The 14,659-nt window shown below is 69.7% G+C and carries 12 protein-coding genes; 4 read left to right on the top strand and 8 right to left on the bottom strand.

Annotated features, from left to right (window positions below):
* Window positions 1-5 precede the first annotated feature (5 nt).
* Together ACFJI0_RS10175 and ACFJI0_RS10170 are read right to left on the bottom strand one after the other, a co-directional pair.
* Window positions 6-2,519: a penicillin acylase family protein gene (locus ACFJI0_RS10175; protein ID WP_382324702.1), complete on the bottom strand. Its 2,514-nt coding sequence runs from the start codon at window positions 2,517-2,519 to the stop codon at window positions 6-8.
* An 83-nt stretch (window positions 2,520-2,602) separates the two neighbouring features.
* Window positions 2,603-3,547 carry an FHA domain-containing protein gene (locus ACFJI0_RS10170; RefSeq protein WP_382324700.1) on the bottom strand — a complete coding sequence of 315 codons (945 nt, stop codon included), beginning with the start codon at window positions 3,545-3,547 and terminating at the stop codon, window positions 2,603-2,605.
* 330 nt (window positions 3,548-3,877) lie between these two features.
* On the opposite strand from ACFJI0_RS10170, the gene ACFJI0_RS10165 reads away from it, so the two are divergent.
* A complete protein-coding gene (locus ACFJI0_RS10165) occupies window positions 3,878-4,213 on the top strand; it encodes a hypothetical protein (RefSeq protein WP_382158123.1) in 336 nt (111 codons plus the stop codon).
* A gap of 16 nt (window positions 4,214-4,229) precedes the next feature.
* Here the strand turns inward: ACFJI0_RS10165 and ACFJI0_RS10160 are convergent, their stop codons facing one another.
* The gene (locus tag ACFJI0_RS10160) at window positions 4,230-5,228 is read right to left on the bottom strand and encodes an LD-carboxypeptidase (RefSeq protein ID WP_382324698.1); all 999 of its coding nucleotides are present in this window, start codon (window positions 5,226-5,228) and stop codon (window positions 4,230-4,232) included.
* Between the two features lie 24 nt (window positions 5,229-5,252).
* Complete coding sequence (gene tadA / locus ACFJI0_RS10155) at window positions 5,253-6,644, bottom strand: tRNA adenosine(34) deaminase TadA (RefSeq protein ID WP_382324696.1); 1,392 nt, start codon at window positions 6,642-6,644, stop codon at window positions 5,253-5,255.
* Window positions 6,645-6,768: 124 nt separating this feature from the next.
* Here tadA and nhaA point away from each other — a divergent pair, with 124 nt between their 5' ends.
* The 3 genes from nhaA to opgC (ACFJI0_RS10140) all read left to right on the top strand — a co-directional run bounded on the left by nhaA (window position 6,769) and on the right by opgC (ACFJI0_RS10140) (window position 10,430).
* Complete coding sequence (nhaA, locus tag ACFJI0_RS10150; RefSeq protein WP_382324694.1) at window positions 6,769-8,010, top strand: Na+/H+ antiporter NhaA; 1,242 nt, start codon at window positions 6,769-6,771, stop codon at window positions 8,008-8,010.
* 25 nt (window positions 8,011-8,035) lie between these two features.
* Complete coding sequence (opgC, locus tag ACFJI0_RS10145; protein WP_382324692.1) at window positions 8,036-9,178, top strand: OpgC domain-containing protein; 1,143 nt, start codon at window positions 8,036-8,038, stop codon at window positions 9,176-9,178.
* Between the two features lie 97 nt (window positions 9,179-9,275).
* The gene (opgC, locus tag ACFJI0_RS10140; RefSeq protein WP_382324690.1) at window positions 9,276-10,430 is read left to right on the top strand and encodes an OpgC domain-containing protein; all 1,155 of its coding nucleotides are present in this window, start codon (window positions 9,276-9,278) and stop codon (window positions 10,428-10,430) included.
* Here opgC (ACFJI0_RS10140) and ACFJI0_RS10135 read toward each other — a convergent pair.
* From ACFJI0_RS10135 to ACFJI0_RS10120, 4 genes are all read right to left on the bottom strand, one after another.
* The gene (locus ACFJI0_RS10135) at window positions 10,405-11,205 is read right to left on the bottom strand and encodes an SGNH/GDSL hydrolase family protein (RefSeq protein ID WP_382324688.1); all 801 of its coding nucleotides are present in this window, start codon (window positions 11,203-11,205) and stop codon (window positions 10,405-10,407) included. The two genes, opgC (ACFJI0_RS10140) and ACFJI0_RS10135, sit on opposite strands and share 26 nt — an antisense overlap.
* A 157-nt stretch (window positions 11,206-11,362) precedes the next feature.
* Window positions 11,363-12,256: a universal stress protein gene (locus ACFJI0_RS10130; protein WP_382324686.1), complete on the bottom strand. Its 894-nt coding sequence runs from the start codon at window positions 12,254-12,256 to the stop codon at window positions 11,363-11,365.
* Window positions 12,257-12,303: 47 nt separating this feature from the next.
* Window positions 12,304-13,473 carry an ABC transporter permease gene (locus tag ACFJI0_RS10125; protein WP_382324684.1) on the bottom strand — a complete coding sequence of 390 codons (1,170 nt, stop codon included), beginning with the start codon at window positions 13,471-13,473 and terminating at the stop codon, window positions 12,304-12,306.
* Window positions 13,470-14,657, bottom strand: a complete 1,188-nt coding sequence (locus ACFJI0_RS10120; protein WP_382324682.1) for an ABC transporter permease — start codon at window positions 14,655-14,657, stop codon at window positions 13,470-13,472. The genes ACFJI0_RS10125 and ACFJI0_RS10120 overlap by 4 nt, the downstream gene beginning before the upstream one ends.
* Between the last annotated feature and the right edge of the window lie 2 nt (window positions 14,658-14,659).

Here is a 14,659-nt window from a genome sequence, read left to right as displayed (position 1 = left end):
GAGGCTCAGGGCGCGGCCGGTGGCCGCAGTTCCAGCGTGCTGCGCCACTGCGCCGGCTTCATCGTCAGCACGCGGTACTGCACCGCCACCCAGGTGTCGCTCATGTCGCGGTAGCGGCCCGAGAACACGTTGCCGCTCTGCCCGGTCTGGTAGATGAAGCGCGAGTTGTCCAGGTCCGCGAGATCGTAGACCGCGCGCAGGCTGGCCGCATGGCGGTTGGCATAGGGTGCATCGGCCTTGTCCAGGTGGTACTGCCCCACGTTGACGGTGAAGGGATCGCCCCCTGTGGGCGTGCGCACGTCGAAGAGCGCCGCCAGCGGCTTCACGTTGCCGAACGGGCGGTGGGCCGAGATCGCCGGGTGGGCATCGCCCCAGCGCCAGGCGGCCACGTCGCTGCCGTGCACGGCCTGCAGCTTGTTCAAGGCGTCCGTCAGGGCCAGGCCGCTGGCCGCCGCGCAACCCGCCGCGCCGCACCAGCTCGCGTCGTCGCGCTCCAGAATGCCTTCCACCGCGTTGCGGAACAGGCGCTTGCCGTACATGCCTTCGAAGCGCGCCTGGCCCACGCGCTCGCCCACCACGCGGCGCGTGAAGGCATCAACCCAGGCGCTGTAGATCAGCGGCGCGGCGGCATCGGCGCGCATCTCGCCCTTGAAATCGCGCAGCGCGGCCTGCGCGGCCGCCGCCAGCGGGTGGTCCGACGCGGCTTTCTGCAGGAACGGCAGCAGGCGCACCGTGGCGGCCGATTGCTGGTCGGCGTGCATGGCGCGGAACGAGTCCAGCGTGTGCTTCGGGGTCTGCGCCAGCATCGCTTCGATGCGCTCCTGGCGGTAGGGCGCGGCCCAGTCCTGGGTCAGGAAATGCGGGTAGTCCGCGGCGTGGATGCGCTGGTTGGCGGTGGCGATCCAGCCGCGCGCGCCATCGTCCTGCGGCGTCTCTTCGTAGGGCAGCCAGCCGGCCCAGTCGTAGCGCAAGTCCCAGCCCGGCGCCGGTGCGACGCCGCGGATGTCGTTCTCCGGCGCGCGCAGGGGCACGCGGCCCGCGGCCTTGTAGGCGATGCGCCCCGTGCGGTCGGCCATCACCACGCTCTGCATCGGTGAATGGAAATCGCGGAACGCCTTCTGGAGTTCGTCGACCGATTGCGCGCGGTTCGACTCCAGGGTGGCGACCACGTTGCGGTTGTCGGCGTCCAGCGCGGTCCAGCGCAGCGCGAGCACGAAGCGGCTGGTGTCCATCACCTCGCCATGGCGCGCCTGCGCATCGCTCAGCACCGGGCCGTGGCGGGTGCTGCGCACCATGTGGCTCACGTCGGGCTGTCCCTTGACCCGGATGGTCTCCATGCGCAGGCCGAAGTTGGCCCAGGCCGGTTCCCCGGAGGGGGACGGCACGCGGTACTGCGCGGGGTTGGCGGGGTTGATCTGCTCGAGGTAGAGGTCCTGCACATCCGGGCCGGTGTTGGTGAAACCCCAGGCCACCTGCTGCGTGCGGCCGAGCACCACGAAGGGCGTGCCGGGCAGCGTGGCGCCCATCACGTCCATGCCCTTGATGCCGTCGGCATCGGGCGCCTGCAGCCGCGCGAAGTACCAGATGGCGGGCGCGCTCAGGCCCAGGTGCGGGTCGTTGGCCAGCAAGGGCATGCCCGAGGCGGTGCGCGAGCCGTTGACCACCCAGTTGTTCGAGCCCTTGCCCTCGATGTTGCCCAGCTCGTCGGCCCAGCGCTGCAGGTCCGCGCCGATCTGCCCGCGCGCCGAGGCGACGATGCCGGACGCGGCCGGCACCTCGGCCTTCGAGGTCGTGACCGGCTTGCCCCGGTAGACGCCTAGTTCGCGGTAGAGCTTGGCGAGGTCGGCCGTGGCCGCTGGCTGCTCGCCCGGGTACGGCGGGAACAGCTCCCACAGGGCCTGGGTGTCGATCGCCTCCAGCGCGGTGAACCGGGCGAACTCGTTGCCCCAGTTGCCGCCCAGGTCCAGCGCCATCATGAGCGACCAGGCCACGCAGTCGACCGGGTCCCAGTAGCGCCCCGCGGCCGCTTCTTCGCGCGGGCTGATGCCCAGCAGCAGGAACTCGGGCGAAGGCAGTTGTTCGCTGTGGGCGAAGAAGGCGTTCACGCCGTCGCTGTAGGCCTGCAGGGCTTCGCGGGCCTCGGCTGGCAGGGTTTCCAGTTGCTGGCGCGCGGCCTGCCGGATGCCCAGCGTGCGCATGAGCTTGTCGGTCTCCAGCGTGGTCGGGCCCAGCACCTCGGACAAGGTGCCGCGCATGATGCGGCGGTTGAATTCCAGTTGCCAGCCGCGCTCCTGCGCGTGCACGTAGCCCATGGCCATCCAGGCGTCGTGCGGCTTGCCGGCCAGGATGTGCGTGACGTCGCTCGCGTCGCGGTGCACCTTCACCGGCGCGGACAGCCCACCCAGGTTGAGGCTGCCCTCGGTTTTCGGCAGGCTGCGCCAGGCATAGAAGGCGGCCAGCGCGGCGGCGAGCACCACCAGCAGCGACAGCAAGGCAAAGAGTCGTTTGATCCAGCGCACGAAATGTCCCCACTCATTGTTGTGATCCCGACGGCACGCGGGTGTCCCGTGCGCCGCCTTGCGGCCTTCCCTGCCGCGCCTGCTTATTTCTCGATGCCGATCGGCCCGATCGACATCTGGCCGTCGACCAGCCGGAAGCGCACCGTGGGCGCGCTGAAATCGCTGAAGGGCGCGCCCATGGCGATCTCGCCGTCGCTGTGCAGCAGGCACTCCTGGCGCCGCAGGGCGATCACGTTGTCGCCCGCGCCGAAACGCACCCAGGTGCCGTAGCTGCTGATGTCTTCGAGCACGTAGTTGCCCGAGCGGATGTCGATGCTGGCGTGCATGCGCGAGACGCGCGGGTCGCTCACCACGAAATCGGCCTCCGGCACGCGGCCGATCTTCATCGGCAGGTCGGTCAGGCTGAAGGCCTGCGTGGTGTCGAGCCAGGCCAGCTCGAAGCCTCCGAACACGGACTCCTTCATCGGACTCAGGGCGTGCAGGTCGGCCGGCAGCGTGAGGAACTCGGACAGCATCTCGGGCTGCCACTCGACGCGGAACACCTCGCAGGGCTCCACCCGGCCCTTGATGCGCATCGGCCCCAGGCTGCGGCTGCGCACGCCATGGCGGGGGCCGAGTTTGCGGATCACGGTGTCGGCGGCGATGATCTGTTCGGGGCCGGCCAGGTCGCTCAGGCGCGAGGCCACATTGACCGCGTCGCCGAAACAATCGCCATCGACCACCACGACCTGGCCGCGCGCCATGCCGATCTGCATCATGAGCTTGAGGCGGTCGGGCCACTGCATGACGCGCTTGGCGTGCTCCTGCTGGATCAGCACCATCGCATCGACCGCGTTGCGGTTGTTGGCGAACGACATCAGCACGCCGTCGCCCAGCATCTTGACCACCGTGCCCCCGTTCTCCACGCCCATGGAGCCAATCCACTGGGTCAGCTTGGTGACGGCCTTGGTGGCGCGGTCGTTGCCCAGTGTTTCAAACACCGAGACGCTACCCGTCAGATCCACGAAAGCAATTGTCAGTTCGGCCATAGGAGAGAAGACATATCGGCTGGATTACAACACACCACCCAATGTATGAAGGCGTGTCGGAAAACCGCCGTTTCGAGCCCTCGAAAGCGGGCCCTGGCGGTTGAAAAAAAGTGCACCCGACCCGGCCTGCTCGATGGCGCTACGTCGATGCAAATTGTTAACGAATGCGTAAGAAGGTATTACACACCTCATGGAGTCAATCAAAAACCGACGATAAACATATGATTTATTTGTTGTTTTTTGAGTGTTGTCAAACATTCCCGATTGCACATCCCCGCGCTCGCGACGTATCCTGTATCCAATTAGTACAAAGTCGTTGAGGCCACTTCCATGCGCTGGTTCAAACCCGGTATCCGCAACAGCATTTCCGCCCTTCTCAGCCCCGAGACGCGCAAGGACTCGCCCGAGTCCCTGGAGCCGGTGCGCGAAGCCATGCTCGCGGTGCTGGGCGAAGAAGGCGCCAAGGCCAACCCACAGCTCACGCGCAAGCTGAAGTACCTGCACGATGCTCACGCCCTGTGGTTCGCACGCGCCGAGATGGTGGCCGTGCTGAGCCAGTTGCACGGCGAGGCGCTCGCGGTGCACCGCGTGCAAAGCCTCTCGCCGGTGTTCCAGGGCCTGGTGCCCAAGAGCCTGATCGACGCTGGCCGCTCGCGCAGGTCCTGATCTCCCCGCAAGGCCTTCAGCCCCAGTAGATCAGGGCATCGCGCCCTTCCACCATCAGATCCACCTTGCGCCCCACGGGCAGCAACACCTTGGTCGGCACGTGCCCGAAGGGCAGGCCCGTGAACACCGGCGTCTTCGTGCGCGTGCGCATCCAGTCGATCACCGTCTGCAGCTTGAAGCCTCGGTCGTAACCCGGCACCAGCTTGAAGCGGTTGAACGAGCCCATCAGCACCGCCTTCTGCTGGCCGATGATCCCCGCGTTGAGCAACTGCGTGAGTTGGCGCTCGATGCGGTACGGGTGTTCGTTCGCGTCCTCCAGGAACAGGATGCCGCCTTTGACCTGAGGCAGGTAAGGCGTGCCCACGAGCGCGCAGATCACGTTGAGGTTGCCGCCCCACAGCGTGGCGCCGCGCAGCCGGAACACCGGCGCTGCCTCGCCGTCCTTGCGCGGGGCCGCCTTCGCGTCCGACACCGGCAGCCGCCAGCCCGAGCCTTCACCGTGGCCCACGAGCAGGTCGTCGAAGCAGGCTTCCATGATGTCGTCCGGCACTTCGGCGCCGAAGTCCTCGCCCAGTGCCGGGCCGCCCCAGGTGACGGCACCAGTCTTGGCCAGCACCGCCATCTGCAGCGCCGTGAAGTCGCTCAGGCCCACGAACTGGGTGCCGCGCTCGATCGCCTTGGCGATCTTCTTGAAAGGCAGGTCGCCCACGATGCGCGTGAGCCCATACCCCCCGCGCGAAATCAGCGCCACGTTCGCGCCGCTGGCGGTGGCGCGCTCGATGGCGGCCAGGCGCGTGGCGTCGTCGCCCGCGAAGCGCATGTGGCTGCTCAGCGCCGCCTCGTCGATCTCGACCTCGTGGCCCAGCGCCTTGAGCCGCGCAACGCCACGGCGGAACGCGGCCTTGTCGCGCACCGCGCTGGAGGGCGAGTAGATGTAGATGTGCTTGGTGCCGTGGTGGTGGCTGTGGTTGCAATCGGGGCTGCAGGCGGGCGTGTGCGTATGACCGTGGCTCATGGTGTTGGGCGAAAAAGGGCTCGATTATCCGGGTGCGGCCGCCGCGAAATGGCGCACCGCGGCCTGGGCGATGGACAGGCCATGCTCCTGCACAAAGTGACCGGCCTGCGGCAGCCGAAGGGGTTCGGGGCAATGGCGGATCTGCGCGTGCAGGGCCTGCATGACGGGCTCGCCCAGCACCGGGTCCTGCAGGCCGATGGCCATCAGGCTCTGCCCCTGCCATTCGGTGGACCAGAAGTCCCTCGCCTGCCGGCTGAGGGCCGCGCCCTCGTCGTCGGCGTGCTCGGGCACCATGGGAGGGAAGGCGCGCAGCGCGGCGCGGTGGCCCCGGTCGGGGAACGGCGCGTTGTAGGCCGCGCACTCTTGCGCGCTCATCTGCGGGTTGCCGCGCGCGAACAGGCGCGCCACGTCGAACTCGGGGTTCTGCGCGCACATGTTGCGCCAGGCCACGAAGCCGGGCGACAGCGGCACCTCGCCGGTGGCCAGTGTGGTGTTCATCACCAGCAGCCCCCGGTAGCGCCGCGGCGCGGCCATGGGCAGGGTCAGGCCCAGCAGCCCGCCCCAGTCCTGCACCACCAGCACCACGTTGTGCAAGTCGAGGCGCTCGACGAATTCCAGCAGCACCTGGCGGTGCCAGGTGAACGAGTGCGCGCCGTCCTTCTTGGGCTTGTCGCTGCGGCCGAAACCGATCAGGTCGGGCGCGACCACGCGCGCACCGCTGGCCAGGAACGCCGGGATCATGTGGCGGTAGAGGTAGCTCCAGGCCGGGTTGCCGTGCAGGCAGAGCCAAGTCATCGGCGCGTCCTTCGGCCCTTCGTCGAGATAGTGCAGGCGCAGGCCACCGAGCGCGGGCAGATCGCTCACATACTGCGGCGCCCAGGGGTAGCCCGGCAGGTTCTGAAAACGCTCGTCGGGCGTGCGCAGGGCATCGTCGCGCAGGGGGTGGAGGTTCACTCGGCGCTCCTTGAAAAAACCGCGCAACAGTTGCGCGCCTTCCTCGGCCAGCACACCGCCTTGCACGATGGTCTGGTGGTTGATCCGGGCATGCCCGAACAGATCGAGCACCGAGCCCGCCGCGCCGGTCTTGGGATCGGTCGCGCCGAACACCACGCGGGCCAGGCGCGCGTGCAGCATGGCACCGCTGCACATGGCGCACGGCTCCAGCGTCACGTAGAGCGAACAGCCATCGAGCCGGTAGTTGCCCAGCGCCTGCGCGGCGGCGCGCAAGGCGACGATTTCGGCGTGCGCGGTAGGGTCGTGGCCGTCGATGGGGGCGTTGCGGCCGGTGGCGATCACGCGGCCGTCCTTCACCACCACCGCCCCCACCGGCACCTCACCGGCCTGGGCCGCGGCTTGGGCTTCGGCCAGCGCCAGGCGCATGAAGCGGGCGTCGTCGAAAACGGGCGTGTCGGGCATGCGGCGAGTGTAGGCCAGGGCCCATACCCCATCGGGTAAAATACAGGGCTGGGTGTTCGCGCTGCCTGTCGCAGCGAAACAGGTTCAAGCGCTGGTCGGGCCGCCGCGCGGAGTTGATACGTCCATGAATCGAGCCCCTTCCCGGCAGACCCTGCCGCGCGCCCAACTTGTTGCCGACCGCGCATTCGCCGCCCTCTCCCGTTTTCTCCACATCGAAGCCGTCAGTGGTGTCGTGTTGCTGCTCGCGGCGGCCATCGCCCTGATCTGGGCCAACTCGCCCGCCGCCGCCAGCTACCACGCGCTCTGGCATGCGCCCCTGACCTTCGGCATCGGCCCCTACGTGTCGGTGCAATCGCTGCACTTCTGGATCAACGATGCCCTGATGGCGGTGTTCTTCCTGGTCGTGGGCATGGAGATCCGGCGCGAGATCCACGAAGGCGCGCTCGCCAGCCTCCCGCTCGCCGCCCTGCCCCTGGCCGCCGCGCTGGGCGGGGTGCTGGTGCCAGCGCTGATCTATGTCGCGTTGAACACCGACCCCACCACGCTGCGCGGCTGGGCCGTGCCCACCGCCACCGACATCGCGTTCGCCGTCGGCGTGCTGGCCCTGCTCGGCCGCTCCATTCCAGGCAACGTGCGCGTGCTGCTGCTGGCCCTGGCCATCATCGACGACATCGTGGCGGTGCTCATCATCGCGGTCTTCTATTCGGGCGGGCTGGACTTCAGCGGCCTGTTGGTGGCCGGCCTGGGCATCTTCATGGTGCTGGGCCTGCAGCGCATCGGCATCGGCTCGGCCTGGGCCTACGTCGTGCCCGGCGCCGTGCTCTGGCTGGGCCTGCTGCAGACCGGCGCGCACCCCACGCTGGCGGGCGTGGTGCTGGGCCTCATGACACCCGTGCTGCCGGTGCGCCTGCGCGGCGAGGCCCCGGTGACCCGCGTGCAAAGGGCGCTGCACCCTTGGGTGGCCTACGCTGTGATGCCCCTGTTCGCCCTGCGCAATGCGGGCGTGACGCTCGACGGCGTGGACCTCGCCTCCGGCAGCGCGCAAGCCGTCACCCTGGGCGTGGTGCTGGCCCTGGTGCTCGGCAAGCCGCTCGGCGTGCTCGGCGCCAGCTGGCTGGCCGTGCGCCTGGGCCTGTGCCGCCTGCCCGACGGCGTGACCTGGTCCGGCGTTGGCCTGGTCGGCCTGCTGGCGGGCATTGGCTTCACCATGTCCATCTTCATCGCCACGCTGGCCTTCGACGATGCCCAGTTGCTCGGCGCCGCCAAGCTGGGCGTGCTGCTGGCCTCGCTGCTGGCGGCCGTGCTCGGCCTGTCCTGGGGTTTTCTGCAGGCCTGGCGGGCCCGCCGCAGCGCCCCTCTGGCATGATCGCGGGTTCTACTGGTTTTCCCTGATGCCACACGCCCCGCAACGCCGCTGGGAGCTCGACGCCCTGCGGGGCTTGATGCTCGTCCTGATGACGCTGACCCACATGCCGACGATGTACTCGTTGCCATCGGGCCAGCCGTTCGGCTTTGTCTCGGCGGCCGAGGGTTTCGTGTTCCTCTCGGCCTTCATGGCCGGCCGCGTCTACGGCCGCCGCGCCCGGCGCGATGGCCTGCCCGCCATGCAGGCCGCCTTCCATGAACGGGCGCTCAAGCTCTACCTCTGCCAGCTGGGCCTGCTGCTGCTGGCCTTCACCCTCATCGCCTGGCTCGGGGTGTTCAACCGGCAGGGCGGCGTCACCGGCCTGCTCGAATTTTTCTTCATCGACCCGCAGGCCGCCGTGGTCGGTGCCGCCTTGCTGCTGCACAACCCGCCGCTGCTGGACATCCTGCCGCTCTACATCTTCATGATGCTGGCCAGCCCCTGGCTGCTGCGCCGCGGCCTGCGACACGGCTGGCTCGGCGTGCTGGCCGTCAGCGGCCTGCTCTGGCTGGGCGAACAGTGGGGCCTGGGCCGGGGCGTGCACGACCTGGTCGTGGCGCTGACCGGCCTGCCCATCCCGTACAAGGACATGGGCGCCTTCCACTGGCTGGCCTGGCAGGCCCTGTGGGTCGCGGGCCTGTGGCTGGGCGCGCGCGAACAGCCCTGGCCGCGCCTGCCGGGCTGGGTGCTGGCGCCGGCGGCCGTGTACGCCGGGGCCATGCTGGCGTGGCGCCACATCGCGGGCCAGGACCCGCTGCCCTGGCTGCCCGCCGTGGGCCTGCTGCTCGACAAATGGTCGCTCGGGCCCATGCGCGTGCTGAACTTCGCCAGCGTCTTCGTGCTGCTCATGGCCGCCGGCCCCTGGCTGGTGCGCGTGCTGCCGCGCCCGCACGCGCTGGAGCTGCTGGGGCGGCACTCCCTGTCGGTCTTCTGCGCCCACATCGTGATCGCGCTGTTCACCCTCGCCTTCTTCGGTTCGACCCAGGTGGTGCGCCCCTGGACCACGGACGTCGCTCTGCTGCTGGCCGCGTTCGCGGGCCTGTTCGCGGTGGCGATGCTGGTGGAGGCGCGCGAGCGCGCCGGCCGGCGACCCGGCGTGTTCTGGCGCGCGCGTTCCCAGGCGCAGTGACGCGCCTCCCCATACCGGGGAACTTTGCGAGGCTTTGCGGCCCCGATCAGGGATCGAGTCACCTGGCAGGCACGCCACCTGCCCCCGCACCACCGCCATGAGCCAGGACGATCGCCAGTGGGAACTGGACGCCATGCGCGGCTTGATGCTCGTGCTGATGACCCTCACCCACCTGCCCACGAAGCTCGCGGACCCGTTGGGTCAGCCGCTCGGCTATGTGTCGGCCGCCGAAGGCTTCGTGCTGCTGTCGGCCTACATGGCCGGCCGTGTGTATTCCACCAAGGCCGACACGCAGGGCGCGCAGGCGATGAAAAACGCCTTCTTCAATCGCGCGCTCAAGCTCTACGCCTGCCAGCTGGCCCTGGTGCTGTTCGCCTTCACCGCCATCGCCGGCCTGGGCCTGGCGCTGCGCGAAGGGGCCGTGACCGACCTGCTCGCCTTCTTCCTGGAGCGGCCGGTGGTCGCCACCCTGAGCGCCGGCCTGCTGCTGTACAGCCCGGCGCTGCTGGACATCCTGCCGATCTACATCGTCTTCATGCTGCTCAGCCCGCTGGTGCTGCTGCACGGTCGGGAGCACGGCTGGCGCGCGGTGATGGCGCTGAGCCTCGCGCTGTGGTTCGGCGCCCAGTTCGGCCTGGGCCCGGCGCTCTACCAGATGGTCTTCGGCTGGTTCGACATGCCGGTGCGCTACCGCGACATGGGTGCCTTCGAAATCTTCGCCTGGCAGTTCCTGTGGACCATGGGCCTGTGGATGGGCACCGAGCACAGCCGCCCGGACCACACCCCCACGCGCTTTCCGCGCTGGATGGTGCGCACCGCCCTGGCCCTGGCGGCCTGCGCCTTCCTCTGGCGCCACGCCGTGGGACAGACGCCGATGCCCGATGGCTCGGTGGTCAACCTGATGTTCGACAAATGGCACCTCGGCCCATTGCGCCTGATCAACCTGCTGGCCCTGCTGGTGCTGGTGATGCATTTCGGCCCCTGGCTCAAGCGGCACCTGCCGCGCTGGCGGCCCCTGGAAACCCTGGGCAAGGCGGCCTTGCCGGTGTTCTGCGCCCACCTGGTGGTGGCCCTGCTGGCGCTGGCCGTGTTCGGCGCCACGAACCCCGCCAGGCCCTGGTCGGTGGACCTGCTGATCCTGTTCGTGGGCTTCTACGCCTTGTGGGTGGTGGCCCGCGTGTCGCTCGGCCGGGATCGCCGCGCCGCGAAAAACGCGGCCCGCCTCGTCAGCCCTTCAGGTGCAGGGCGATGATGCGCTGCCACAGCGCATAACCTTCGGCATTGAGGTGCAGGCGGTCGCCCAGGAACAGCTCCGGGCGGGGCTGGCCGTCGGTGCCGAGCATGGAAGAGAACACATCGATGAAGTCCAGCTGCGGCTCGGTCACGCTGTAGGCCTTGATGAGCTCATTGGTCTCGCGCACCGACGCCATCAGGCCCGCGCGCGACGGGCTGGGCTTGATGGAGACGAAGGCGATGCGGCTCTCGGGCAGCTCGGCCTTGACCGCGCGCACGAAGGCCGTGAAACGCTCCAGCACGTCGCGCGGCGTGGCGCCTTCGGACAGGTCGTTCTCGCCCGCGTACACCACCACCATGCGGGGCTTGTAGGGCAGCACCAGCCGGTTCACCAGCTTCACACAGTCGAGCAGCTGCGAGCCACCGAAACCGCGCTTGATGACCACGGGCTGGTCGGCAAAGCTGGTCTCCAGGTCGTTCCAAAGGCGGATCGACGAACTGCCCACGAAGACCACGCCGCCCGGTTGCGGCGCCTGCTTCAGGTCGGCGGCGGCGAAGGCCTCGAAACTCGAACTCCAGCGCGGGTCGATCGCCGCCAACTGCTGGGCGACCGGGGGAACCACCACGGTCGGGCTCGCGGGCGCGGCCACCGCCAGCTGCTGGGTCGCCGGGGCCAGGGAAGGCGGGGGTGTTTCGGCCTGCGCGATGGCCAGGGAGCCGATGCCCAGCGCACCGGCCAGGGCCAGTTGCAGCGGCAGCGAGAAGCGCAATGAACGGTGGGGCAATGGGTGCAAGGCGGTCAGGGAGTGGTGGGGGCGCAGAATGGACAGCACCGCGCGCGGAAAGTTCAGACACCACCAGTGTAAATATCGGTATCGGGCCGGTCCACCCGGACGCCCCGAACTGTTGTCCTGACGCCCCAGACGGGCCCGTTCGTCGGAGCCGCTGGACTCAGGCGGCCTCTGGTGGCACCACCAGCACGTCGTTTTCGGCCATTTCCAGCACGCGCTGCGCCACGCTGCCCAGCAGCAGGCCGAGCACTCCACGGCGCTGCTGCGTGCCCAGCACCACCAGGTCCGCCGGGTGCGCCAGCCCATGGGCGTGCAGCAGCAGGCCCGTGTCGCCATGCTCCAGCCAGGTGCGCAGGCGCAGGCCCACATCGCCGGGCAGTTCGCACGACTGGATGAAGGCCTCGGCCTCGCGTTCGGCCTGGGCCAGGCCGTCGGCGCGCACCTTGGTGGTGTCCACGCCGCCGATCGCGGGGTACGGGTTGTCGAACGCGTGGAACAGCGTGAGCTCCGCCTGGGGAAAGAGCGCGGCGGCGGTGCGCAGGGTGTGGCGCGACGCGGGCGAAAAATCGCTGGCCACGATCACGTGGCTGTAGGTCGCGCGCGGCCGGTTGCGCACCACGAGCAAAGGCACGGGCGAGCGGCGCGCCAGGGCATCCACCGTCGAGCCCAGCACCACGCGGCTGAGCGCCTCGTTGCGCGCCACACCGGTCACGATCAGGCCACTGCCCTCGGCCGTGCGCACGGTGAGCACGGTGTCGGTCACGGCGCCCTGCTCCACCCGGGGCACCAGCGGCAGGTCACCGTCCTCGCCCGCGAGGTCGGCGCGCAGCCGCTGCTCCACCATCGCCCGGCGCGCGGTGCCGCCGCTCAGGCCCGATGCGCGCGACAGCACCGAGGTGGGCGCCTCGGCCGGCTCGGGCTCGACCACCGTCAGCGCGACCAGGCGCGCGTCCCACTCGCGCGCCAGGCGCACGGCGCGGTCCAGGGCGCGGTCGCTGCGGCTGCTCAGGTCGGTGGCCAGCAGGATGTGGCGCGGGGTGGCGGGTGTGCTCACGCGAAAGCTCCTTTCAAGGTGACCGGCACGCGGAGCGGGCCGTCGGTTCAGACCTTGGAAGATACCAAACGGTCCTCGGCGCGCCAGCGCCACAGGCCCGCCGCCGTCGACACCAGGCACACGGCGGCCAGCGCGGCGGCCTCCGCCGCCACCTGGGCCAGGCCCGCGCCCAGCTGGTTCAGCGCGATGAAGCCCTGCACGCCAGCGGTCGAGGGCACGAGCCAGCGCAAGGCCTGCAACGCCGGTGGCAGGGCTTCCACCGGCCACGACAGGCCGGTGAGGAACATGAACGGCAAGGCCGTGCACAGCAGCAGTTGCACGCTGCGCTCGCGCGTGCGAAAGAGGCTGCCCAGCAGCATGCCCAGCGCCGCGACACAGAGCGCGAACAGGGCCGCGAACAGCAGCAGGCCGCCGAAATTGCCCGCCCGGGGGTAGTCCTGCCACCACAGCACGAAGCCGAAAAAGTACAGGCTGTTGGCAAAGGCCACGGTGGCGAAGGCCAGCAGCATGCCGAAGTAGGCGGCGCTGCTGCGTCGGACCGGGAAGGCGCCGCGCTCGCGCCAGGTGCCGAACAGCAGCGTGATCGCCAGCAGCAGCGTCTGCTGGATGATCAGCACCGCCACACCAGGCACGATGTAGGCGCCATAGCCTTCGCGCACGTTGAAAAGAGCCACCGCATTGACGTTGACCGGTTGCCGCTGGGCCATGGCCTGGGCGGCCGAGGGCGTGCTGGCCGCCAGCCGCTTGAGTTCGATGCCGGCCGAGACCGTGCCCACGGCCTCGGCCAGGCCGTTGAGCGCCACCTTGTTCATCATCATGTACACGCCGTTGCCGCTGATGTCGACCTCCGCCCGGCGACCGCTCAGGACCTTGCTCTCCAGCCCGGGCGGGATCATCAGCACACCGGCGATCTCGTTCTTCCAGAGCAGGTCCTGCGCTTCGCGAAGGTCGGGCGTGACCCGTCGAATGTCCACGGCGGGGTGCGCCGCGACGTAACGGGTGATCTGGCGGGAGATCGCGCTGAGGTCCTGGTCGACCACCGCGACCGGCACCTGCTGCACGCTCTCGCGCGAATAAGGCAGCGGATAGAAAAACGAGTAGACGATGCCGCCCACGAACAGCAGCATGATGGCGCCGACATCGCCGAGCATGGCGCGCCAGGTCGCCACGAAACTGCCGATCAGGCTGGCGGGCCCCGGCGATGGATGGCCGCTCATGTGCGCCCCCAGGCCGAGGGCTGGCCCGCCCGCTGCTTCAGGATCAGCAGCCCGGCGCCGCCGGCCACCACCGCAAAGCCGAGCAGGACCAGGGCATCGCCCACGCCATAGGTCCAGGGCGCGCCGGCCAGCCAGTGTTTGCCCTGCAGCTGCAGGTAGTGGGTCAGGGGCAGCGCTTCGGCCCAGGCGCGCGCCAGCGGCGGCATGGCGCTCAGGGGATAGCCCTGGCCCGAGAAGGCAAAGGCCGGCGCGGTGACGAAGGCCGCCGCCGACAAGGCGTTGCGCAGCGTGAGGGTGACCGCGATCATGAGCAGGCCCAGACCGAGGTAGGCGGCGATCAGCAGCCACAGGCCGACGACGATCATCGCGCCGCTGCCTTCGATCGCCCACCCGCGCACGAAGCCGAAAAACACCACGAACAACACCGCCTGCACGGCAAAAGCCAGCGCGGGGATCACCAGCTTGCCGGCCACCGCCGTGCCCCAGCGGCCTCCCGCGCTCTCCAGCCACTGCGGCACGCTGCCCGCGCGCAGCTCGCGGCCGACCGCGGTGATGGCCGCGAGCGCCACGAAGATCTGCAGCATGGACGGGATCAGCGCGAGCACCAGGAAGGACTCGTAGTTCGCGTTCTCGTTGTACAGCGTGCCCAGCCGCAGGCGGATCGGCTCGAACTGCTCCGCGGCCTGCGCCGCCGAGGCGCCGCGCTTGCCGCGCGCCGTGATCTCGATGCCGGCGCTCAGCGTGGAGACGGCGGTGCGCACGTCGCGGGTCAGGCCGCCCGCGTGCACCGAGAACTGCCCGTTGTAGAACCAGGACACGGTGGCCGAGCGCCCGGCCCCGATGTCGTGCTGGAACGAGGCCGGCACGACCAGCAGCCCATAGGCGCGGCGCTCGCGCAGCCAGGCCGTGGCCTCGGCTTCGCTCCCGACCGCCGCCGCCACACGCACCCCCGGCGACCCGTCCACCAGGCGCAGCAGCGAGCGCGACAGGCTCGACTGGTCCCGGTCGATCACGACGATCGGCAGGTCGCGCGCGATGCCGGCGGCGAACATCCACCAGATGAGCAGGCACACGCCCAGCGGTATCCAGGTGAGCATGCCCAGGTCCCAGGCGTCGCGCCGCAAGCGTTGCCACTCGCGCCGGACCACGGGGCCGAAGCCGGTCGCGTTGGCGGTGGTCTCCACGG

This window comes from Hydrogenophaga sp. UC242_53, assembly GCF_042696965.1.
Lineage (GTDB): Bacteria > Pseudomonadota > Gammaproteobacteria > Burkholderiales > Burkholderiaceae_C > Hydrogenophaga.
Note: the sequence above shows the minus strand (reverse complement) of the source record. Positions and strands in the feature narration are given on the sequence as shown.